The sequence below is a fragment of the Sporosarcina pasadenensis genome, from assembly GCF_047228845.1.
Classification (GTDB): domain Bacteria; phylum Bacillota; class Bacilli; order Bacillales_A; family Planococcaceae; genus Sporosarcina.
The window spans coordinates 106,829-126,657 of the sequence record NZ_JBFEGM010000008.1 but is presented as its reverse complement, the minus strand read 5'-3'; the positions used below and the strand labels follow the sequence as shown (position 1 = coordinate 126,657).

23 protein-coding genes are annotated in these 19,829 nt (G+C 44.6%); 13 read left to right on the top strand and 10 right to left on the bottom strand.

Annotated features, from left to right (window positions below):
* Nucleotides 1-80: 80 nt before the first annotated feature.
* From AB1K89_RS12470 to AB1K89_RS12455, 4 genes are all read left to right on the top strand, one after another.
* Nucleotides 81-812, top strand: coding sequence for a Bax inhibitor-1/YccA family protein (locus AB1K89_RS12470; RefSeq protein ID WP_413055042.1), 732 nt, complete (start codon nt 81-83; stop codon nt 810-812).
* Between the two features lie 16 nt (nt 813-828).
* Nucleotides 829-1,203, top strand: a complete 375-nt coding sequence (locus AB1K89_RS12465) for a DUF2500 domain-containing protein (protein ID WP_413055041.1) — start codon at nt 829-831, stop codon at nt 1,201-1,203.
* Nucleotides 1,204-1,642: 439 nt separating this feature from the next.
* A complete protein-coding gene (locus AB1K89_RS12460) occupies nt 1,643-2,005 on the top strand; it encodes a DUF485 domain-containing protein (protein WP_413055040.1) in 363 nt (120 codons plus the stop codon).
* Nucleotides 2,006-2,019: 14 nt separating this feature from the next.
* Entirely contained in the window at nt 2,020-3,567 is a 1,548-nt protein-coding gene (locus tag AB1K89_RS12455; protein ID WP_413055039.1) for a solute symporter family protein, read from the top strand.
* A gap of 249 nt (nt 3,568-3,816) precedes the next feature.
* Here the strand turns inward: AB1K89_RS12455 and AB1K89_RS12450 are convergent, their stop codons facing one another.
* Complete coding sequence (locus AB1K89_RS12450; RefSeq protein ID WP_413055038.1) at nt 3,817-5,232, bottom strand: aspartate ammonia-lyase; 1,416 nt, start codon at nt 5,230-5,232, stop codon at nt 3,817-3,819.
* Nucleotides 5,233-5,403: 171 nt separating this feature from the next.
* Nucleotides 5,404-5,877: an S-ribosylhomocysteine lyase gene (locus AB1K89_RS12445; RefSeq protein WP_413055037.1), complete on the bottom strand. Its 474-nt coding sequence runs from the start codon at nt 5,875-5,877 to the stop codon at nt 5,404-5,406.
* 248 nt (nt 5,878-6,125) lie between these two features.
* Here AB1K89_RS12445 and AB1K89_RS12440 point away from each other — a divergent pair, with 248 nt between their 5' ends.
* Together AB1K89_RS12440 and opuFB are read left to right on the top strand one after the other, a co-directional pair.
* A complete protein-coding gene (locus tag AB1K89_RS12440; protein WP_413055036.1) occupies nt 6,126-7,076 on the top strand; it encodes an ABC transporter ATP-binding protein in 951 nt (316 codons plus the stop codon).
* Nucleotides 7,069-8,586, top strand: coding sequence for an osmoprotectant update ABC transporter permease/substrate-binding subunit OpuFB (gene opuFB / locus AB1K89_RS12435; RefSeq protein ID WP_413055035.1), 1,518 nt, complete (start codon nt 7,069-7,071; stop codon nt 8,584-8,586). Before AB1K89_RS12440 ends, opuFB begins: the two co-directional genes overlap by 8 nt.
* A 116-nt stretch (nt 8,587-8,702) precedes the next feature.
* Here the strand turns inward: opuFB and AB1K89_RS12430 are convergent, their stop codons facing one another.
* The gene (locus AB1K89_RS12430) at nt 8,703-9,401 is read right to left on the bottom strand and encodes a GntR family transcriptional regulator (RefSeq protein WP_413055034.1); all 699 of its coding nucleotides are present in this window, start codon (nt 9,399-9,401) and stop codon (nt 8,703-8,705) included.
* 206 nt (nt 9,402-9,607) lie between these two features.
* Between AB1K89_RS12430 and AB1K89_RS12425 the strand changes: the two genes are divergently transcribed.
* The 4 genes from AB1K89_RS12425 (at nt 9,608) to AB1K89_RS12410 (ending at nt 13,106) form a co-directional block, all read left to right on the top strand.
* Nucleotides 9,608-10,417: a transporter substrate-binding domain-containing protein gene (locus AB1K89_RS12425; protein WP_413055033.1), complete on the top strand. Its 810-nt coding sequence runs from the start codon at nt 9,608-9,610 to the stop codon at nt 10,415-10,417.
* Between the two features lie 73 nt (nt 10,418-10,490).
* Nucleotides 10,491-11,651, top strand: coding sequence for a saccharopine dehydrogenase family protein (locus AB1K89_RS12420; protein ID WP_413055032.1), 1,161 nt, complete (start codon nt 10,491-10,493; stop codon nt 11,649-11,651).
* Between the two features lie 21 nt (nt 11,652-11,672).
* Nucleotides 11,673-12,329, top strand: a complete 657-nt coding sequence (locus tag AB1K89_RS12415; protein WP_252504341.1) for an amino acid ABC transporter permease — start codon at nt 11,673-11,675, stop codon at nt 12,327-12,329.
* A 27-nt stretch (nt 12,330-12,356) separates the two neighbouring features.
* Nucleotides 12,357-13,106, top strand: a complete 750-nt coding sequence (locus AB1K89_RS12410) for an amino acid ABC transporter ATP-binding protein (protein ID WP_413055031.1) — start codon at nt 12,357-12,359, stop codon at nt 13,104-13,106.
* Nucleotides 13,107-13,280: 174 nt separating this feature from the next.
* Here AB1K89_RS12410 and AB1K89_RS12405 read toward each other — a convergent pair whose 3' ends face one another.
* Complete coding sequence (locus AB1K89_RS12405) at nt 13,281-13,961, bottom strand: DNA alkylation repair protein (RefSeq protein WP_413055030.1); 681 nt, start codon at nt 13,959-13,961, stop codon at nt 13,281-13,283.
* Between the two features lie 158 nt (nt 13,962-14,119).
* Here AB1K89_RS12405 and AB1K89_RS12400 point away from each other — a divergent pair, with 158 nt between their 5' ends.
* Complete coding sequence (locus AB1K89_RS12400; RefSeq protein ID WP_413055029.1) at nt 14,120-14,689, top strand: hypothetical protein; 570 nt, start codon at nt 14,120-14,122, stop codon at nt 14,687-14,689.
* 340 nt (nt 14,690-15,029) lie between these two features.
* On the opposite strand, the gene AB1K89_RS12395 is transcribed toward AB1K89_RS12400, so the two are convergent.
* The 4 genes from AB1K89_RS12395 to AB1K89_RS12380 form a co-directional block, all read right to left on the bottom strand.
* Complete coding sequence (locus AB1K89_RS12395) at nt 15,030-15,659, bottom strand: hypothetical protein (RefSeq protein WP_413055028.1); 630 nt, start codon at nt 15,657-15,659, stop codon at nt 15,030-15,032.
* A gap of 61 nt (nt 15,660-15,720) precedes the next feature.
* Nucleotides 15,721-16,221 (bottom strand): GNAT family N-acetyltransferase, encoded by a 501-nt coding sequence (locus AB1K89_RS12390; RefSeq protein WP_413055027.1) that lies wholly within the window; start codon nt 16,219-16,221, stop codon nt 15,721-15,723.
* A 24-nt stretch (nt 16,222-16,245) separates the two neighbouring features.
* Nucleotides 16,246-16,551 (bottom strand): hypothetical protein, encoded by a 306-nt coding sequence (locus AB1K89_RS12385; protein ID WP_413055026.1) that lies wholly within the window; start codon nt 16,549-16,551, stop codon nt 16,246-16,248.
* Nucleotides 16,552-16,614: 63 nt separating this feature from the next.
* Nucleotides 16,615-17,067, bottom strand: coding sequence for a DUF4362 domain-containing protein (locus tag AB1K89_RS12380; protein ID WP_413055025.1), 453 nt, complete (start codon nt 17,065-17,067; stop codon nt 16,615-16,617).
* Between the two features lie 123 nt (nt 17,068-17,190).
* Here AB1K89_RS12380 and AB1K89_RS12375 point away from each other — a divergent pair, with 123 nt between their 5' ends.
* Nucleotides 17,191-17,595, top strand: a complete 405-nt coding sequence (locus AB1K89_RS12375; RefSeq protein WP_413055024.1) for a YuzC family spore coat inner layer protein — start codon at nt 17,191-17,193, stop codon at nt 17,593-17,595.
* A 369-nt stretch (nt 17,596-17,964) separates the two neighbouring features.
* Here AB1K89_RS12375 and AB1K89_RS12370 read toward each other — a convergent pair whose 3' ends face one another.
* Together AB1K89_RS12370 and AB1K89_RS12365 are read right to left on the bottom strand one after the other, a co-directional pair.
* The gene (locus AB1K89_RS12370) at nt 17,965-18,141 is read right to left on the bottom strand and encodes a hypothetical protein (protein WP_413055023.1); all 177 of its coding nucleotides are present in this window, start codon (nt 18,139-18,141) and stop codon (nt 17,965-17,967) included.
* A gap of 95 nt (nt 18,142-18,236) precedes the next feature.
* Nucleotides 18,237-18,776, bottom strand: coding sequence for a hypothetical protein (locus tag AB1K89_RS12365; protein ID WP_413055022.1), 540 nt, complete (start codon nt 18,774-18,776; stop codon nt 18,237-18,239).
* A 244-nt stretch (nt 18,777-19,020) separates the two neighbouring features.
* On the opposite strand from AB1K89_RS12365, the gene AB1K89_RS12360 reads away from it, so the two are divergent.
* Complete coding sequence (locus tag AB1K89_RS12360) at nt 19,021-19,827, top strand: alpha/beta fold hydrolase (RefSeq protein ID WP_413055021.1); 807 nt, start codon at nt 19,021-19,023, stop codon at nt 19,825-19,827.
* Nucleotides 19,828-19,829 lie beyond the last annotated feature (2 nt).

Sequence of the window (19,829 nt, the reverse complement as noted above, 5' to 3'; positions counted from 1 at the left end):
TATTCTCAACCTTCTCCGTATAGTAAACTAGCGTGTTACGATTTTCTTTTAATTACATATAGAAAGGAACGTGATAGCTCATGAGGTCAGCGAACCCAAGCTTAGGGGAAAATACCTTTAAAGATTTACGGTCAGAAAACGGAATGTCGATGACCATTCAAGGAACTGTGAACAAGACGTTCATCCTGTTCCTGTTGTTGTGTGCAACGGCGGTCTTCACTTGGCATCAGCATTTTTCGGGGAATGACATTGAGGCGTGGCTGTGGATTGGCCTCCTCGGTGGTTTCGTCGTAGCCCTCATTACTATTTTTGTGAAAAGGGCAGCTCCTTACACTGCCCCACTCTATGCATTGTTGGAAGGGCTAGCTATCGGAGGGATTTCCGCTATATTCGAATCCCAATTTGAAGGGATTACGACGCAGGCAATCCTGTTGACGCTCGGAACGTTATTCTCCCTTTTGTTTGCGTATCGTTCAGGTTTGATTAAAGTAACCGAAAACTTCAAGCTCGGCGTCGTAGCTGCGACCGGTGCGATATTTTTTGTTTATATCGCGGACTTCATCCTTCGTTTTTTCGGAATGGAAGTCCCTTTCATACACGAGACAGGAATCGTCGGCATCCTCATTTCCGTCGCCATTGTAGTCGTCGCCGCGCTGAACCTCGTCCTTGATTTTGATTTCATTGAAAAAGGAGCGGAACAGCGAGCGCCGAAGTATATGGAATGGTATGGCGCATTCGGCTTAATGGTCACATTAGTATGGTTGTATTTTGAGATTCTAAGGCTTCTATCTAAAATAAGAAGCAATCGATGAAGTAGGTGGTGGTGAAATGGGCTTTTCCCCGTTCGACGATTTTATGTTTAGTGCTGTACCGATCTTTATTTTCGTCATTTTTGTTATTGTGATCGGCGGAATAATTTTTGCGCTCGTTAAAGGTGCCGGCCAATGGTCCGCCAATAATAGCTCGCCGCGTCTGACGGTTCCTGCCCAAGTGAAGACGAAGCGCACGGATACATGGGGCGGGAGCGGTGATTCTTCTGCACACACGTCTTACTACGTCACGTTCCAAGTGGAAAGCGGCGACCGGATGGAATTGAAGATGTCCGGAAGTGAGTACGGCATGTTAGCTGAAAGCGACCTCGGCCTCCTCACCTTTCAAGGCACGCGGTATTTAGGATTTGACCGAAACGGCACAGCAGAGTAAAAATGATCCATCCTTTTGAGTCGTACACTCAAGGATGGATCTTTTCTATTTTAAGCTCGTTTTCCGGTGCGTTTTCCGGTGCCTGTGCAACACACATTTATGACAATTCACTATCATTTATATTCATGCACACTTCAATAACGACCGATTTTATAAATCAATCACGGGAAAAAACATTATACAATTGTAGTGTATAATCTGAATTGTTTGTTGCACAGGCACCGAAAAGATTCTGAAAACAGTCTCGGTTACTACCTTTTACCCACCACCACATTTCTCTGATAGTTTTATAAATATAATATTGATTATTTTCTGTTATTTTGGTACGTTGTACAATATGACATCCTTGCAGTCTTCTAAAATGCTCAGAGTTGATGTGGGGATCGACTCTCGTATACTGCGAGATGGCGTACATTTTGTAGCAAAGGGGATGAAATGAATGACAGTTAAGATGAAGAAATCGGAGACAACTGTTGAGCGGGAGAGGCGACTAATGACAGACGGTCTGCTCGATTATGAACGGCTCATCGAAACAGCGGAGTTCAAGCAATTGGTCAAAAAGAAGAAAAACTTTTTCCGCCCTTATGTCATTGCTTTTTTTGCAATCTATTTAATGCTTCCGATATTGACGGGATATACGTCAATTCTTGAAGCGCGGGCGATTGGCTGGATGACGTGGACGTGGGTCTATGCTTTTGGCATGTTCATCATGGTTTGGGTGCTTACTCAGATTTATGTAAAAAAGGCAAGAGAATTCGATAAAGACGTCGAGCAATTGCTCGGAAAACACGTCCAGAAATAAGGGGGGAATCAATCATGAGTTTTTGGTCCTATTCAATCTTTTTTGCAGTTATCGCTTTGACGCTTTACATCACCTATTGGGCAGCTAAACAAACGCGCACGGCTAGTGAGTTTTATACGGCCGGCGGTTCGTTGACGGGATGGCAGAACGGAATGGCCATTGCAGGGGACTATTTATCGGCCGCGTCGTTCCTAGGGATTGCCGGAGCCATTTCACTGAACGGCTTTGACGGTTTTTATTACAGCGTCGGCTGGTTGACTGCTTATCTCGTTGTTCTGTTTTTAATCGCGGAACCGCTTCGGAACCTTGGAAAGTACACGATGGCCGATATGATCGGTTCCCGGTTCGGAGCAAAGAAAGTCCGTGGGGCTGCAGCACTCAATACGATTACAATCGTCCTTTTCTATATGCTCGCTCAACTTGTCGGCGCAGGTGCGCTCATTAAGCTGCTATTCGGCATCGAGTACTGGATTTCCGTCCTCATCGTAGGTGTCATGATGATGGTCTATGTTTTATTCGGCGGAATGACTGCTACGAGCTGGGTGCAGATCATCAAGGCGATACTACTCATGATTGGGACAATTGTTATTTCCTTCCTAGTCCTTATGAAATTCAATTTCAATTTCGTCGGCATGTTCGATCTTATGCGGAATGCGACGCCACACGGAGAGTCATTCTTACATTCCGGTGTTGTCTATAAAGATCCGATCGGCCTTATTTCCGTGCTTCTCGCACTTGTTCTTGGAACCGCGGGTCTGCCACACATCCTTATGCGTTTCTTTACGGTAAAAGACGCAAAAACGGCGCGTTCTTCCGTCGTGTACGCAGTGTGGATCATCGGGATTTTCTATGTTATGACGATCTTCCTCGGATTTGGTGCCGCCAAATTCGTCGGCAGGGACGCTATCGTCGCGGAAAACGCGGCGGGCAATATGGCAGCTCCTATGCTTGCGGGAGTGCTCGGTGGGGATATGCTTGAATCATTCGTCGCCGCCGTTGCGTTTGCCACAATTCTCGCAGTCGTTGCAGGGCTCGTGCTGTCCGGCGCGTCGGCAATCGCACATGATATTTACGCAGAAATCATCAAAAAAGGAAAAGTGACGGAAAAGCAGCAAGTCAGAGCAGCGCGTCTTGCGGCAATCGGTGTATCTGTCGTTTCCATCTTGCTTGCACTTGGATCGGAAAAACTCAATGTCGCGTTCCTCGTCTCGCTCGCATTCTGTATCGCCGCGTCCGCGAACGTACCGACAATCCTGTTCACGATCTACTGGCGCAAATTTAACACGACTGGTGCGGTTGCTTCCATGTTGACAGGGCTCATCACTGCCCTCGTCCTTGTCGCAGTCAGCCCGAACGTCATCAACCCGGTCGAAGGAGCTGCATTCTTCGTCGGTGAACCGCTCTTCCCGTTCGTCAATCCGGCGATCATTTCCATTCCAGCCGGGTTCCTAGCCGCCATCATCGGTACACACTTCGGCGCAAAACGTGCGGAAGCCGCGGAAGTCTCTTATGCGGAAGTACGTTTCAAAGCGGAAACAGGCTATCGCGGAGCGGAAGGCTAAGCTTCGAATCGATTGTTTGAATGAAAATGAAAATGCCCTCGGAAATCGGTTTACCGTTTCCGAGGGCATTCTATTTATCCACAGACGGTGCCTGTGCAAGACACATTTATGACAATTCAATCAAGTTAATATTCATGCATGTTTCAATGACTAAATAGTCGCCAAATCAACCTTTACTAAACAACTTTATACAATTGTAGTGTATAGTCTGAATTGTTCGATGCACAGGCACCGGAAATATTCTGAAAATTAATAGGGTGTTATGCCTTCCTTTTTCATCTCTGTCATTTGATGAGGGTCGAGCAAGCGGTTTAGTTCTTCAAGGGTGAGCACTTCGTAACGCAGGCAGAGTTCTTTAAGCGGGATGCCTGTTTCAAACGATTCACGTGCGATTTTCGATGACATCTCATAGCCGATGAATGGCGTTAGCGCCGTGATCGTGCCGATGCTTTTTTCTACATACTCTTCCATTTGTGCTACGTTCGCGGTGATGCCGCTAATGCAGTACTTGCGGAACACTTCGATGCCGTTGTTCATAACCGTCAATGATTGCAATAAATTATAGACAAGCACAGGTTCCATGACATTCAATTCAAATTGGCCGGCTTCCGACGCGAGGCTGATTGTATGGTCGTTGCCGATTACTTGGAAGGCGATCTGGTTCATCACTTCCGCCATGACCGGATTCACTTTTCCTGGCATGATGGAGGAACCTGGCTGCCTTGCCGGAAGATTGATTTCATTCAAACCTGCTTTCGGACCTGACGCCATCAACCGCAGATCGTTCGCCATTTTCGAGAGATTGATCATGCAAATTTTCAAAGCGGAAGAAAGCTCTGTGTACACATCCGTATTCTGTGTCGAGTCGATCAGATTGCAGGCAGATTTCAATGGCAAGCCACTGATTGCACGCAATTGTTCCACTGCGGTTTCAATGTATCGCACATTTGCATTGACCCCTGTGCCGATTGCGGTGGCGCCCATATTGATTTCGGAAAGGTGCACTCTCGTCCTCCCGATCCGTTCGATATCGCGTTTGATGACACTCCGATACGCGCTGAATTCCTGGCCCAATCGGATAGGAACGGCATCTTGCAAGTGAGTTCTCCCCATTTTGATGACACCGTCAAATTCCAGTTCCTTCGCCCTCAGCTCGTCCACAAAACGCTCCATCGTTTCCAGCAGCTGATTGACCATTTGATGAGTCGCAATTTTAATCGCCGTCGGGAATGCATCATTTGTCGACTGCGACATATTGACATGGTTATTCGGACTTATGTATCCATAATCGCCTTTTTTACGCCCCATCATTTCAAGTGCGCGGTTCGCAATCACTTCATTGGCATTCATGTTGAATGAAGTGCCGGCACCTCCTTGAATCGGGTCGACGATGAACTGGTCCGTCAATATCCCCTCAACGACCTCATCCGCCGCTTCCACGATGAAGAGCCCTACATCCTCAGGCAAGTCATTGACAAGCACATTCGAAATAGCTGCCGCTTTCTTCACAATCCCGATCGCGCGAATCAACTCCGGGTGCATGCGCTCCTTCGTAATTGGAAAGTTTTCAGTCGCACGTATCGTTTGAATCCCGTAATATGCATCATTGGGAACTTCTTTTTCCCCTAAGAAATCCTTCTCGATTCTTCCGGATAATATATTCATTTATTCCTTTTTCCTCTCGTTATGTATATCGCCAATAAGGCGTACGATGAACATTGCATAAGCAGATTTATTCTGCCTGGCATCATGTCAATCGTACGCCTTTTATCGTAGGAATGCTATCGTTTTTTTGGGGTTATTTAAGAGAAAAATCAAACCCCATTAGCCGAAACTTTATTCAAAAACGGTCGTCCACTCGTCCCGTTTTTCCAACATCTCTTTCGCCGCTTTCTTTGCGCCTTCAAGGCTATGGCTCGCGGCCCATCCGCATTGGACTTCATTGCAAGCAGGCACTTCGTCGGCGATCAAGACGTCATTCAATGTCTTCTCCAATATGTCGAGCACGTCTTCGTAATCGTCGTGGTTGATGAGCGCCAAGTAATATCCCGTCTGGCATCCCATCGGACTAATGTCTACAATTTTGTCCGAATGATTCCTGCTGAACTCCGCCATCATATGCTCCAATGAATGAATCGCAGGCATTTCCAGATGCTCCTTATTCGGCTGGCAAAAACGGATGTCGTATTTCCGGATGACGTCTCCATTGATCCCTTCCTTCACCCCGGCAAGACGCACAAACGGCGCTTTCACTTTCGTATGGTCCAAATTGAAGCTTTCCACATTCATCTTCTTTTCTTTCGTCGACATGTCCCCACTCCTTTTCATCGCATCCGCGCAATCAATTATATCCTATTGATTTACTCGGGTTTTATTCAGAATATCAAAATTCTGAATAGATAGCAAGATAGAAAAACTTCATATTTCCATATCAACTATGTTTGACCGATGCACGGGTGTTTATTAATCCTATGCAACAAATTCCGTCCATAGATTACCAAATCATTTTCATTAAACGCTTTTTTATGTCACGATGGTGAAATAAAGGAGTGGATTCGATGATACGTTTTGACCGTGTAACAAAATCGTATGATAATCAAACGCTCGTCGTTGATTCAGTCAATTTAGAGGTTGCCAAAGGGGAATTTTTTGTGCTGATCGGGCCGAGCGGTTGCGGCAAGACAACAACGTTAAAAATGATCAATCGCCTCATTCCACTGACGGACGGGACGATTTGGATCGACGGCAAGAAGGTCAGCGAGTACCCAATCCATGAATTGCGGTGGCGGATCGGGTATGTGTTGCAGCAAATCGCATTGTTCCCGCATATGACGATTGAGGAAAACATCGCGATCGTTCCGGAGCTGAAAAATTGGAATAAAAGCCGGATCCATCACCGCGTGACGGAACTTCTTGAAATGGTAGGACTTGATCCGGATACATACCGGCATCGGAAGCCTCATGAACTTTCCGGCGGCCAGCAGCAGCGGGTCGGCGTCGTCCGGGCCCTTGCCGCAGATCCCGATATCGTTTTAATGGACGAGCCCTTCAGCGCGCTTGATCCGATCAGCAGGGGGAAGTTGCAGGATGACTTGGTGCGGTTGCAACAGTCCATTCAGAAAACGATTGTATTCGTCACCCACGACATTCAAGAAGCGTTGAAGCTTGGAGACCGTATTTGCATTATGAAGGATGGCAAAATCGAACAGCTGGGCACCCCGGATGAAATTACGTTAACCCCTGCTACACCATTCGTCCGTCAATTCATCCAGAGCGGTAGCCTGAAACCATTCGTTTTAGCCGAACATATCGAACCGATGTCGACTTCTACGGAACAATTGCCCGTATTGTCCATCGACGCCGGGTGGGATGAAGTGCTTCATGCGCTATCCCAATCAGATCGAGCCGTCATCCAGCAAGAAAGCGAACCGACCGGCACCATTTCAAGACAGACAATTATCGCCTATTTGGCAAACGGGCACGAAGGAGGAAAAGTAGCGCATGGGTGACATCTTAAACGTTTTTCAAGATCGGAAAGGCGAATTAGCGTGGGCGTTAATCGAGCACATCCAAATCTCCCTCATCGCCCTTTTCTTCGCCATCCTCATATCAATCCCAGTCGGCATCTATTTGACAAACCGGCAACGGATTGCAGAAACAGTCATCGGGACAAGTGCCGTACTGCAGACGATTCCGTCACTCGCTTTGCTCGGGCTGCTGATCCCGTTGTTCGGCATCGGCAAAATTCCTGCCATCATCGCACTCGTTGCGTATGCATTGCTGCCGATTTTGCGCAACACCTATACAGGCATTAAGGGAATCGACCCTTCCTTGATTGAGGCGGCGACCGCGATGGGAATGAACCGATGGAAACGCCTTTCGAAAGTCGAACTGCCTCTAGCCATGCCCGTCATCATGGCAGGCATCCGGACATCGATGGTACTAATTGTAGGAACCGCCACACTTGCTGCACTGATCGGCGCTGGCGGTCTCGGCGATCTCATCTTGCTCGGCATCGACCGGAACAACCCTTCCCTTATCGTGCTCGGCGCAATACCTGCCGCACTTCTCGCCCTGTCATTCGACTTGTTGCTGAGAAAATTCGAGGGGTTGTCGTTCCGGCGAGCTTCCATTGCACTAGCAACGTTTTTCGTCGTTGCCATACTCATCATCGTCCTTCCCCTCTTTCCTTCAAGCAATGAGAAACAGATTGTCATCGGCGCCAAATTAGGGGCGGAACCCGAAATATTAATTAACATGTACAAGCTTCTCATTGAAGAAGAGACGGACTTGTCCGTCGAACTGAAACCTGGACTCGGCAAAACATCGTTCGTCTTCAACGCGTTGCAATCAGGGAGCATCGACATTTATCCTGAGTTCACAGGGACAGCGCTGTCGGAGTTCTTAAAAGAGGCTGCAGTCAGCAATGACCGGAACGAAGTATACGAGCAGGCACAACAAGGGCTTGCCGAACAATTCGATCTCGTCCTCCTGCCGCCGATGGAGTATAACAATACATACACGATCGCGGTATCCAAGTCGTTCGAGGAACAGTACGGCGTCAAAACAATTTCCGATCTCGTCGCAGTCCAAAGTGCAGTCAAAGCCGGATTCACCCTCGAATTCAACGATCGTGAAGACGGCTACCGCGGCATCCGCAGTTTGTACGGAATCGACTTCCCTTCCGTCCAAACGATGGAGCCGAAACTCCGCTACCAGGCAATCCAATCTGGGGACATTAACTTGTTGGATGCTTATTCGACGGACAGTGAACTGCAACAGTATGAACTAACCGTCCTACAAGATGACAAAGAGCTGTTCCCGCCGTACCAAGGGGCCCCTCTCTTGCGGAAAGAAACGCTCGAAACGTATCCCGAACTCGAGGAGGTCATAAACCAGCTCGCCGGCAAAGTGACGGACGACGAGATGCGGGATATGAACTACAGGGTGAACGCTGAAGGTGAAAAACCGGAGGACGTCGCACGACAATTTTTAGAGGATACGGGTTTATTGGAATAAAGGAAGATATTAATAAGCGGGGGCTTATTTCAACCCCCGCTATGAGGAGTGAAAATTGAGTATCCTCGATTTTTCAGCTTTCTGTTCTATCGTAAACACATCTAAAATAGACTTGCTTACTGTTTCTTTCCATACAATTCCTTAAATATTTCATTAGGCATTTTGTATTCCCTCACCCGGTCTCGCAGACTTTCTAGAGCATGCTCAACGTGAATCCGGACCAATCTTTCAAGCTCTTCCATTCTCTTGCTTCTCATCGCTTCCACAATTGCCAAGTGCTCGCATGGCCCTTTCGGTGTCGTTGGGGAATTGTCAAAAAAGCTATCGAATAACATTATATAAATATCAATTTTATTCATCAAAACCCCCAAGAATTCTGCAAGAAAGGTATTGCCTGCTTTTTTGACAGCTACCATGTGAAAGCTTTTATTCGCCTTTAAATAACGTTCCATGTCTTTTGCTTCAAGAGCTAATTTTTCTTCTTGCATACAGGCACACATCTCTTCAAAATCTTCTTCATCCAACTTGTACAATGAAGCGCGGATAGCCATCAATTCCAATTCTAACCGAAGCTGGTATGCCTGCTCAACTTCACTTTTTGTAGGATTGGCAACAAATGCGCCCCTGTTCGGAATCATATCCACCATCCCTTCTTCAGAAAGTAGTTTAATCGCATTTCTAATTGGAGTCCGACTTACATCCAGTTCCTTCGATATTGTCAGTTCAACCAGTTGGGTGCCGGGCGCAATCTGTCTTTTCAAAATGGCGTTCCGCAATCGGAAATAAACCGTCTTCTCAATTGAAGATTTTTTCAACAATATTCCTCCACCCTAATTAATATTTCTGAAATCATTGACTAACAAAATATTGTGATTTATTATATAGTAAATGAATTGTACTACATTTTTGAGCTACAATTCAATTCCCTTTTAACTACTGACTACAAAACAATCTTAAAAAACAAGGAGGGTCGTAGATAATTGTAAGCGTTTACTTCTATTAAATATAAGGAGGTTAGAAGATGAAGAGAAGATTTTTACTAATGATCACTGCAATTTTGACCCTAGGCATTATAAGTGGATGCACGAAAGCCGAGGGGGATACGAAAGCAAACAAAAGCTCAAGCAGTGTCCTTGAGAGAATTGAAAAAGACAAAGTGATGAGAGTCTCTTTCGAAGGGACTTATCCGCCATTCAACTTTTTAGACGATGAAAATAAATTTCAAGGGTTTGACGTAGATATTTCAAATGAAATTGGAAAACGGCTTGGTGTTGAAGTTGAGTTCATTGCTACCAAGTGGGACGGACTAATCGGCGGGCTAAAAGCCAATAAATTCGATATCGTCATTGGCCAAATGACTGTTACCGAGGAGAGGAAAAAGAGTGTAGATTTTACAGATCCGTATGTTATTACTGGTTCTGTCCTGGTTACTCGCAACGACACCGATGATATTAAAGCATTAGAAGATATCTCAGGAAAAAAAGTTGGCGTTGGCGGGGGAACAACATTTGAAGAAGTTGCAAGAAGTGTGGATGGGGCTGATGTAAAACTCTACAAATCTGTTAGCGATTATCTTCAAGATTTAACAAATAAACGACTGGATGTCATTATCAACGATCAATTATTGATCAGCTACAATATCCAAGAAGCGGACCTACCAATTAAAATTGCGAGCGGAATTTTAAACAAAGATGAAATTGGCATGGCAGTTAACAAAGGGAATGAAGACTTTGTTATTAAAGTGAATGAAGCTCTCGCATCAATGAAAGAAGATGGTACGTATAAATCAATATATAAAAAATGGTTTGGTACAGACCCACTTGAAAACTGATAACCATTGTAGTGGCATCTTTTTGGATGCCGCTACCTATCTATAAAACTATATATTACAGGGGGTATTTAATGTGCATGTCGTCGTGCTAGGTGCAGGGATGATTGGAACGACTGTTGTCCGGGAAGTTAGCCATTTTGCAGAGATTACGAAGGTAACCGTTGTTGACGTCAGAAAAGAAGGGATAGATAAATGTCTTGAAACAGCAAAAAGCACAAAGGTTCAAGGCCAAACGGCTGCCCTCGCAACTGAAGAAGATATAGCAGCTGTTTTATCAAATGCGGATTTGGCAATTGCCTGTCTTCCCCACTCCTTAAGTTTAACGGCAATCAAAGCTGCAATCACTTCCCGTTGCCATCTTGTCGACTTGGTCGGGTCGAATTTTACTGAAAAAAATGCGCTTAGCCAACAAGCCATGGAGGCTGGAATCATTATTGTACCCGGTTGTGGAGTAGCTCCTGGTATAACGAACTTCTTGGCCGCCCAAGGAATAGAACTGCTTGATGAAGCTGAAGAAGCGGTCATGATTTGTGGAGGGATTCCGCGACATCCAATTCCCCCTCTTTGGTACCAAGTTGTCTTCCGTTTGGAAAGTGTATTAGGCCTTTATACGAAACCAGCCCTTGCTATTAAAAACGGGGAGATTGTAAAGTTGCCACCGCTCACCGGACTCGAAAAAATAAGTTTTCCTGAACCCGTGGGCGAATGTGAAATGGTGAATACAGATGCACATAGTACTGCGTTCACACTTAAAGACAAAGTCAAAAACTTATACGAGAAGACCGTGCGCTATCCGGGCCATTGGGAAAAAATGAAAGTGCTTGCAGAGCTAGGATTTTTGGATAGCGAACCAATTATGTTTGATGGGCACCCGATTGTTCCGAGAACCTTCACAGAGTCTGTGCTATCTCCAAAATTAATTGGCCCCTCCATTGAAGACATCACAGTCGTCCGTGTTGAAGTGAAAGGAATTAAAAAGGGTGTTCCGACAAAGCATTCTTGGGAACTAGTTGATTTTTATGATCACGGAAGAGGAATAACATCAATGGCCAAGACAACCGCATTGCCTGCAACCGTAGCCGCGAAATGGATTCTTCAAGGGAAAATTAATGAAACTGGCATAATGCCACTGGAAAACTTGATCATTAATGAACGTTTTCAACCATTTGTAGATGAACTAAATGAGTTAGGTATTCAAATAAAATACAATGCAGTTGTAGAGTCTCCCGCTTAATAACTGATTGGAGGTGAGCCAATGGATGCCACAATCATAATCGATTCATTGCCGGCCCTTTTAAAAGCAGCTCTTATGACAATTTTTCTTGCTGTCCTTTCAATTCTGTTTGCCTTAATCATCGGCTTTTTAACAGCTTTGATTAGAATAGTCAAAATCAAGGTGTTGTATCAAATTGCAAGTGCCTATGTCTCCATCATCCGAGGAACACCTTTACTGGTCCAGATATTCGTTATCTACTACGGCCTACCTCAAATAGGAATTTCATTAGATCCAATATCTTCTGGAATCTTGGCATTAAGTTTAAATGCAGGGGCATATTTGTCGGAATCTTTCCGGGCATCCATACTTGCCGTCGATAAAGGTCAGATGGAAGCCTCCTTGTCTATGGGAATGACATACTGGCAAGCCCTAAGAAGAATCATATTGCCCCAGAGTCTCCGAATTGCAATACCGACGTTATCCAACTCATTTATTGTGTTGATTAAAGACACCTCGCTTGTGTCTGTCATCACAGTCACGGAACTGCTTCAAATGTCAAGCCTAGTCATTGCCAAAACGTTTGAACCTCTTACCATCTATCTGATAGCAGCAGCTATATATTGGGTTATCATAACTTTCTTCACTACTCTATTAGATAAGTTGGAGGTTAGAAGTTCAAAACATCTAGTACGCTAAATAATAGGTCAGGAGGCGAGAACCGAAATGGGAGTTATCAAGGTAAACAATTTAAAAAAGCGGTTCGGACAGAATGATGTTCTTTGCGGAATAGATTTAACTGTGAACAAAAGTGAAGTGGTCGTCATCATGGGCCCAAGCGGTTCTGGAAAGTCAACGTTTTTACGTTGTCTAACATTCTTAGAAGAGCCTTGCGAAGGGGTTATCAGACTGGGAAATCACGAAATTGATGCAAGAGCAAGGCGAGATCGTAAACACAAAAAAACAATTCGTGAATTGCGAAAATCTACTGGTTTTGTATTTCAATCCTTTAATCTATTCCCGCATAAAACAGCGCTAGAAAACGTGATGGAGGGACCTATGATAATACAAGGGAAGAGCAATACTGAGTCCCGTGAATTAGCTTTAGAACTTCTAACCAAAGTCGGTCTTGGAGATAGGATGGATCACTACCCCTCCCAATTATCGGGCGGCCAGCAACAACGGGTGGCAATAGCCAGGTCTCTATCAATGAACCCCACAGTCATGCTGTATGATGAACCAACGTCCGCACTTGATCCCGAACTCGTCCGCGAAGTGCTTATGGTTATCAAAGACCTGGCAGAGGAAGGAATGACGATGGTCATCGTAACGCATGAAATGAACTTTGCGAAAGAAGTGGCCGATCGTGTGGTCTTTATGGATGGGGGCTTAATTGTAGAGCAGGGAACTTCCGAAGAAATATTTAATCGGCCCAAAGAAGAACGGACGAAACGCTTCCTTACAAAAGTGGGATAATAGAGTAAGGTGACAGCACGCGAACAACTCGGATTTTTTGATTGCTGTCACCTGTACTACCTCTGCACCTTTACAACAATCTGTTCTTTGAAAATAACACCCTCTTATAAAGCCGTTCCTTCCCAACTCTATTCATACGGGAATTGGTTCGTCTTACTAATAACCATGTAGATATCACTTACCGTATATATGCTTCAAAGCCTCTCGCCTGCTTAACGGCTTAAGCGTATGTTCTTCGACAAACTGCTTCACAATGGCCGAGTCCGTTTTCGCGTACTCCCTCAATACCCAACCGATCGCTTTTTGAATGAAAAACTCATTTGATTCCACGTGCTGCAAGATGATTTCGAATAACAGCTCGGTATCCGTTTCTCCCTTGAACTTTAATTGATGCAAAATAGCGGAGCGGTTTGTCCACATATTATCCGATCGGGACCAGTCCAGCATCACTTGTTTCCCGTACGCTCGGTCCAATTTGACGACATGCCCGACAAGGTTCGGTGCGATTGCATCGACACTATCCCACCACGATTTCGCTTCAATGAATTTCAAAAGCTTCGGATAATCGTCAGTCTTTAAATGTTTCTTCATTTTATCGAGCAAAGCAATTGCAGCATACTGATATTCCCGCTCCGGTAATTCATATAATGTCCATGCCTCGTCAAAAACCTCATCTACTTCCGGTAATGCGTATTCCCGAAATTGCTCACGCAACAACTCTTTCCGCAGCGGGCTTTTAATGCCGAGAAACGGAAAGTGGTGTTTCATGTATGCTTTCATCGGCTCTGCTTGCTCGACATTCCGGCACATTTCAAACTTCTCGACAATCCCCTTATGGCTCCATTGCTTTTTCACTCTCGTCACCTTCTTATTTAATTGGTCTGATAGCTCTTCCTACAATTGTAAACAAGAATCTATGAAGTGCAAAGTTAGTAGTCTGAAATACGAAACTTTTACTACCTATTTGCCGTATAAACAGTTGAAAGAATAGTTTGTGTCAAGGAGGCGGGATGATGAAAAGGAAATTTCGATGGAAGTTTGGGTTAGCCGCATTTATGTTAATAATCATCTTTGCAGTTACAGGTTGCTCGCAGCCTGATGATGATCATGATCCGATCAAGGAAGCCATAAAAACTGTTGTTGAACTTCAAATGAATACGCCCGATGAGAAGGCTCTGTTAAAATATTATTTACCGGATACGCTTGATGAGCAAGAAGTGAATGAAGGATTTGATGCATACATGAAGTATTTGGAGGAAACGTATAAACCTTATTTCACGGAAAGTACATTCGAGCGATATATTATGACGAATGAACTTGTTACGTTCCATCATTCGGCTGACAGGTTTGATTATCAACTGAAAGTGAAAAATGTTGACGTGGAGCAAAACGAAGTGACGCCGACAAATTACAACTTCACCGTCGATTTGGATTATGTGAATAAAGATGGTGAGGAAACACCGATCAAGCTAACAGGTGTTGCCATTATGCGGGACGACAAAATCGCGAAAATTTCGTACCTCGGTGACAAAAAGTTAATAAGAAGTTTGTTAAGTGGCGAACCAATTAACGTTAACCAATAAAAGAGTATCCAAAGATAACAAAAACCGTCCCAGGAAACATCCTGCGACGGTTTATAAATTGCACGACATAATCAGCTTGGCAGCAAACGACGGGCCAACACAAGAATCCCATAACTGGTTCCCCAAGATTTGAAAGAGCCTTGATCTTTTAACGTTAAGCTTTAAATTCTAAAGAACTTTAAGTTGTAAGGTTTACAGCTTTGAACGCTAAGTTTTAAGCTTTTTCTCTGCTCTATTAGTCATTAGTAGATTTGAGTAAGCCGGTTTTCTATTTCACCCAAAGAAAATCCGGAAAGAAGGGTCTTGTGGATGTCATTTTCGATTACTCATGCAATTTAACTTATATGGTTATTTTCGTAATGGCATTGGATTCTGACAGGACGGCATCCACTTCAGCTTTAAAGCTGGAGATGCGCTCTTCCCATTCCTCAATCCGCTTATCGAGGTGCAACGGATCGATAAGGATATACTCGTTCCGCTCTTTAAATGACTTCGTATGTAACTCTACCTCTTCTTTTTTCGCATGCTCTTTATTGCCTAAAATTGCTGTTAGATAGTCTTCGAGCCGTGATGGCAACGATTCGTTTTCCATCGTCAATCTATTGATGGCCATTCTGCGTTTTGCAACCATCGCGGCAAGCAGTTTTTCTTCATTCACAATGGAGGACTTTCGCTCAATCGCTTTGGCGACCGTCATCGTCTCTCCAGCCACCACTACCTCAGTGACAGCATTCGATTGGACAACCGCATCTTTCAGTCGATTGCGTCGTTCAATTAACGATACCGCCTTGTCGAATCCGGCTTGAATCGTCTTTTCATAGTCTTCAATGGAAAGACCATTGATTTTCTGTGCAGATTTCCGGTCGGTAGCAATAAAATCCGCCTCCTGAATCGCTTTCGGAATACGGTCATTCAAAGTTTTCAACTCAGACAGCGCACGGTGAATCGACATCGTTTGTGTAGTAGTCATCACGTTTCCCCCTATCGCTTTGTTTCATTCTACCATTTAAATGGATTAGTTGTGCAAAAAACTACCTTTCAATCCAAAATCTCCGAACGATGTTTCCATGCGGTTCGGTAAAACTTTCATCCTCCACGCCGCCGTTGTTTAGAATGACAGCAGCCGAAGCGATATTGTCTTCATTGCAAGTGACTAGCACAGAACGAATGCCCAACTGATCTGTTATGTTCAATGCTTTAGAAAGCAAGTATGTCGCATACCCTTTCCGCCGCTCTGACGGACGGATGCTAGCACCAATATGGCCATCGACTTGACGCAAATAGTCATTCAAGTAGTACCGTATATTGACCATCCCTATGATCCGCTCGTTGTCATCGACAAGGAAGTAATTCGTGCTTGGCACCCGATTGTCCTGCCCCTCATCCTGTACTGCGAGTTCCTCCAAATACACTTCGTAAGGAACGTCCTCTTTCAAACGAAAACTGCTCGGAGACAGGCGATCCCCATCCCATTCCTTCATATACGCAATATGTTCCTTTTCCCATTTCAAGGATGGCCTCTCAAGTCGCATGTGAACTCCCCCAGTTCCTACTCTTTATGTGCATTTTATTCTGCGACGATAGACGATAAGCGTAAATACATTCAATAAAAGCGTGACGACAAGAAGAACTGTAGCGGCATACACGACTGCCCCCATCGTGTCCATCAGTGCAGTCCAATCCTCAATCTGTACGAGGTGATAGTTATAATAAATCTGGAAAAAGAGCGAAATTGCACAAGCGCTCAAACTCATAATAGATAAGGCAGCCCAGTGTTTATTAATTCCCATGAGATTCACTACCGGTAGTATCCAAGCAATGAGACCGAACACAAGACTCCCTACATTAAGCAAACCAATCATCATTTATTCCCCCTTTGCATATCCCTCTTTTGTAATGACCTTCATTCTACATGTAAGGTTTCATTAATGCGCATCGTCTTCTATTTGCACTTTCAAGATGTTTATAAGAAGAAAACTATCGATAGAGGACTCGTGTTGCTCGCACCCTTCCAGCTTATAGATGAACAATTGCTGCCCCTCCTCTGCCACAAGCTCTGTGCAAGACATGTCCTCCTTGGCAGGCTTGTCTCCCCGCTCCTTATTTTTCGACCGATCGATTTCCAAACTGAATACCGATCCATCAAACGTTACATTGTACAACGTCGGATTTCCTTCGTGCGTATAATTAGTAATCCGGACGGATGCTGCATCATCCGCTTCAACGCTGTCCAAAAATTGTTCAAATCGGTCAAAATTGAATACGGGTCCATTCATGTTGATAACATCCCCGTTTTTCACCGCTTTTTCACTATCGTACGAACAAGCCGCTAATAAGACTAACGCGAGCAACAATAAGAAATACAACTTTTTCGGCATGTGATCCCTCCATTGACGTACTTCGTGCTTCGCCTACACTATATGCGTCAACCGGTGTCCTGAGTACACGCGTCTTCCGCAATGGGCATATACTGAGGCATCGAAGGAATACGGAGGTTGCCTATGTATTATTCTTCTTTTCCATATGGCTTCAATTCCCGGCAGCAAGCTTTCATACCGGTTCACCCGGGGTATATAGCGATGCCCGCTCCTATACCGCAAAACGGAAGGAGCCCCTTTCCTCCAGTGGACACGCGGAAATTCAATGCTTCGGCGATACGGTTCAAAGAAGTGATGAATCAAGCGAATCGATTCATCGGAACACTGACCGCTTCAGATGATTTCGCCCGCAGGCTCATGGACGCCGCGCAACGGTCTGACCAAAAGGAGGTAGAGCGGCTCGTCCGCTCGACAGGTGTAACTATCAAATACAATCTATCATACACCCCCTCCGGCATCCGGATTGATTTCTCGAACAACGATGCCCAAAACAGCTGTTGCACGTTGCGAATGGCGTTGGGATGGTGAAATGATAAAGACCCTTCCGCATCCAAATGATGTGGAAAGGTCTTGTTTTTTAGGAAGCGTTATTACCCCATCCACATCGCGAAAACAAAAAATGACCATAGGGAAATTGGAATCCCAATGAGGAGACACGCACCAAGGTATATGTTATTCGGCTTCTTGAAAATAAATAATAAAATAGGAATGAGTATATATAACCCAATACTAATGAAAGTCACGCTAGTTATAGCTGTCGTCAACTTAATTGACGGGAAATGTTCATGTAAATAATATGATATGCCTTGACCATAGATACCTAAAAGAGTTGCTACTACGAGGCCTATGATTACAGAAACATTGTGAATGATTACTTTCAAATGCCAGTCCCCTTTTCTATTCCCCATTCCTCCGCTTGTCAGGTCTGGCGGAAAACGTAGTCATCAAGACGATAAAAACAGGCAATAAACTCCATAAAAAGAATCCCCAATGGCGCGTCACGACAGACAATACGAAGAAGAATGCAAGCGCTACAATCGAAGCGTAAACAGTTCGTTTTCGAATTTTATCCAACCTGTTCACTCCCTCTTCCCTTTCTTCCATTGTACCACGTACGCACACTGAATTCTCAAAAAGTTCCAGTTTTTGATTACCCTGCTCGTAATATGCTATTTCAAAATCTCCGTTTTCCCATTCCGGTGCGTCCCTTCATATGTAACATCCCCCAATGGTTCATCGCTAAAATGATAATAAAGTTCGGCATTGTCACCGGCAATTTTATTAAAGTTGATCGATCCGACGTTTGTGGAGTAAGCCGCCACTACCTTAAGGGATTGCTCTCTATCCACTACCAAACTCAAATATAATTTTTCATCCGGCTTAAATTGTAATGTCGGTTCGAAAGATTTTTTCGTTTCATTCCCAATAAACATCTTGTCTGTCACGGACCAGCCCCAAAATCCTTTGGAAACAGCATATATCTTAAATCCTTCTTCATAAGGTCGGATGGCGAATTCCTGTTTTTGGCTAATCACATGCATTACACCAGGTTCGCCTTCTACACCGTCCAACGCAGCAAAGGCTGTCGAATTTACGATGTACTCATCCCAAACGAAGGTTTTGAATAAAACAATGCCGATAACAATGAGCAACACTCGGATTTGATTTTTCCCCAATCTCTTCGCACGCTCGTGTTCTTGCTTTTTCATATGGATCACCTCATTTTAAAAAAGTCTCTTCAGTTTATGCAACGTCATCTTATACATTAATAGTAACATCGTATACGAGGAAGTTGGAGGGGAACTCTTCCGTCGCTTTATTTTTATCATCCTATTTTATTCTTTTAATCCTTTTAAATAAATCATCCACTTCCGGATAGTCTTTTGATACAGTGAACATAGAACCTTTTTTTATGAGGATTGGTAGAATGTGAGCAAAGGAAGGATGGTAGTTATGGAGACGAATATCCTTGACAGAAATTATGTACATGTAAGCGGATCTGGTGATCGGACAATTATGTTTGCTCACGGCTTCGGCTGTGATCAGACAGTATGGAAGAAAAAAATCGTGCCGGCTTTTGAATCGGATTACCAGGTTGTGCTGATTGATTATGTCGGGTCGGGAAGAAGCGATAAATCTGCATATTCCCGTGATCGATACGACTCTTTATATGGCTATGCCCAAGACGTTATAGACGTGTGTGACGCATTGGAGCTGGAAAGCATTATCTATGTCGGCCATTCAGTCAGTGGAATGATCGGCACTTTAGTGTCGATTAAACGCCCTGATTTGATTGATAAACTGATCATGCTCGGCTCTTCCCCGCATTATTTGAACGAGCCGGATTACTATGGTGGGTTCGAGGAAGAAGACATCCATGAATTATTGGATATGATGGAAACGAATTATTTGGAGTGGGCCAAGTATTTGGCTCCCATTGCGACGCAAAACGATGAGCTTGCCGAAGATTTTGAAGCTCGTTTGAAAGCAAATGACCCGGCCATAGCCCGCCAATTTGCCGAGGTGACGTTCTATTCCGACCATCGTGAAGACTTGCCGAAAATTCCGATCCGCACACTTATTTTACAAACAAGTACGGACGCCATCGCCCCTCCAGAAGTCGGCCAGTTTCTTCAAGAACGGATTCCGGGTAGTGAGTTAGTGACGATGAAGACCGCGAAAGGGCATAATCCGCATATTAGCCACCCTGAGGAAACCGTTCAAGAAATCCGGCGTTTCATCGACGGGACAGGAGTGTAAAG

Excerpts from the sequence above, each read along its gene's own strand:
- AB1K89_RS12470 (WP_413055042.1), top strand. The coding sequence starts at position 81 with ATGAGGTCAGCGAACCCAAGCTTAGGGGAAAATACCTTTAAAGATTTA.
- AB1K89_RS12465 (WP_413055041.1), top strand. The coding sequence starts at position 829 with ATGGGCTTTTCCCCGTTCGACGATTTTATGTTTAGTGCTGTACCGATC.
- AB1K89_RS12460 (WP_413055040.1), top strand. The coding sequence starts at position 1,643 with ATGACAGTTAAGATGAAGAAATCGGAGACAACTGTTGAGCGGGAGAGG.
- AB1K89_RS12455 (WP_413055039.1), top strand. The coding sequence starts at position 2,020 with ATGAGTTTTTGGTCCTATTCAATCTTTTTTGCAGTTATCGCTTTGACG.
- AB1K89_RS12450 (WP_413055038.1), bottom strand. The coding sequence starts at position 5,232 with ATGAATATATTATCCGGAAGAATCGAGAAGGATTTCTTAGGGGAAAAA.
- AB1K89_RS12445 (WP_413055037.1), bottom strand. The coding sequence starts at position 5,877 with ATGTCGACGAAAGAAAAGAAGATGAATGTGGAAAGCTTCAATTTGGAC.
- AB1K89_RS12440 (WP_413055036.1), top strand. The coding sequence starts at position 6,126 with ATGATACGTTTTGACCGTGTAACAAAATCGTATGATAATCAAACGCTC.
- opuFB (WP_413055035.1), top strand. The coding sequence starts at position 7,069 with ATGGGTGACATCTTAAACGTTTTTCAAGATCGGAAAGGCGAATTAGCG.
- AB1K89_RS12425 (WP_413055033.1), top strand. The coding sequence starts at position 9,608 with ATGAAGAGAAGATTTTTACTAATGATCACTGCAATTTTGACCCTAGGC.
- AB1K89_RS12415 (WP_252504341.1), top strand. The coding sequence starts at position 11,673 with ATGGATGCCACAATCATAATCGATTCATTGCCGGCCCTTTTAAAAGCA.
- AB1K89_RS12410 (WP_413055031.1), top strand. The coding sequence starts at position 12,357 with ATGGGAGTTATCAAGGTAAACAATTTAAAAAAGCGGTTCGGACAGAAT.
- AB1K89_RS12400 (WP_413055029.1), top strand. The coding sequence starts at position 14,120 with ATGAAAAGGAAATTTCGATGGAAGTTTGGGTTAGCCGCATTTATGTTA.
- AB1K89_RS12395 (WP_413055028.1), bottom strand. The coding sequence starts at position 15,659 with ATGACTACTACACAAACGATGTCGATTCACCGTGCGCTGTCTGAGTTG.
- AB1K89_RS12390 (WP_413055027.1), bottom strand. The coding sequence starts at position 16,221 with ATGCGACTTGAGAGGCCATCCTTGAAATGGGAAAAGGAACATATTGCG.
- AB1K89_RS12385 (WP_413055026.1), bottom strand. The coding sequence starts at position 16,551 with ATGATTGGTTTGCTTAATGTAGGGAGTCTTGTGTTCGGTCTCATTGCT.
- AB1K89_RS12380 (WP_413055025.1), bottom strand. The coding sequence starts at position 17,067 with ATGCCGAAAAAGTTGTATTTCTTATTGTTGCTCGCGTTAGTCTTATTA.
- AB1K89_RS12375 (WP_413055024.1), top strand. The coding sequence starts at position 17,191 with ATGTATTATTCTTCTTTTCCATATGGCTTCAATTCCCGGCAGCAAGCT.
- AB1K89_RS12365 (WP_413055022.1), bottom strand. The coding sequence starts at position 18,776 with ATGAAAAAGCAAGAACACGAGCGTGCGAAGAGATTGGGGAAAAATCAA.
- AB1K89_RS12360 (WP_413055021.1), top strand. The coding sequence starts at position 19,021 with ATGGAGACGAATATCCTTGACAGAAATTATGTACATGTAAGCGGATCT.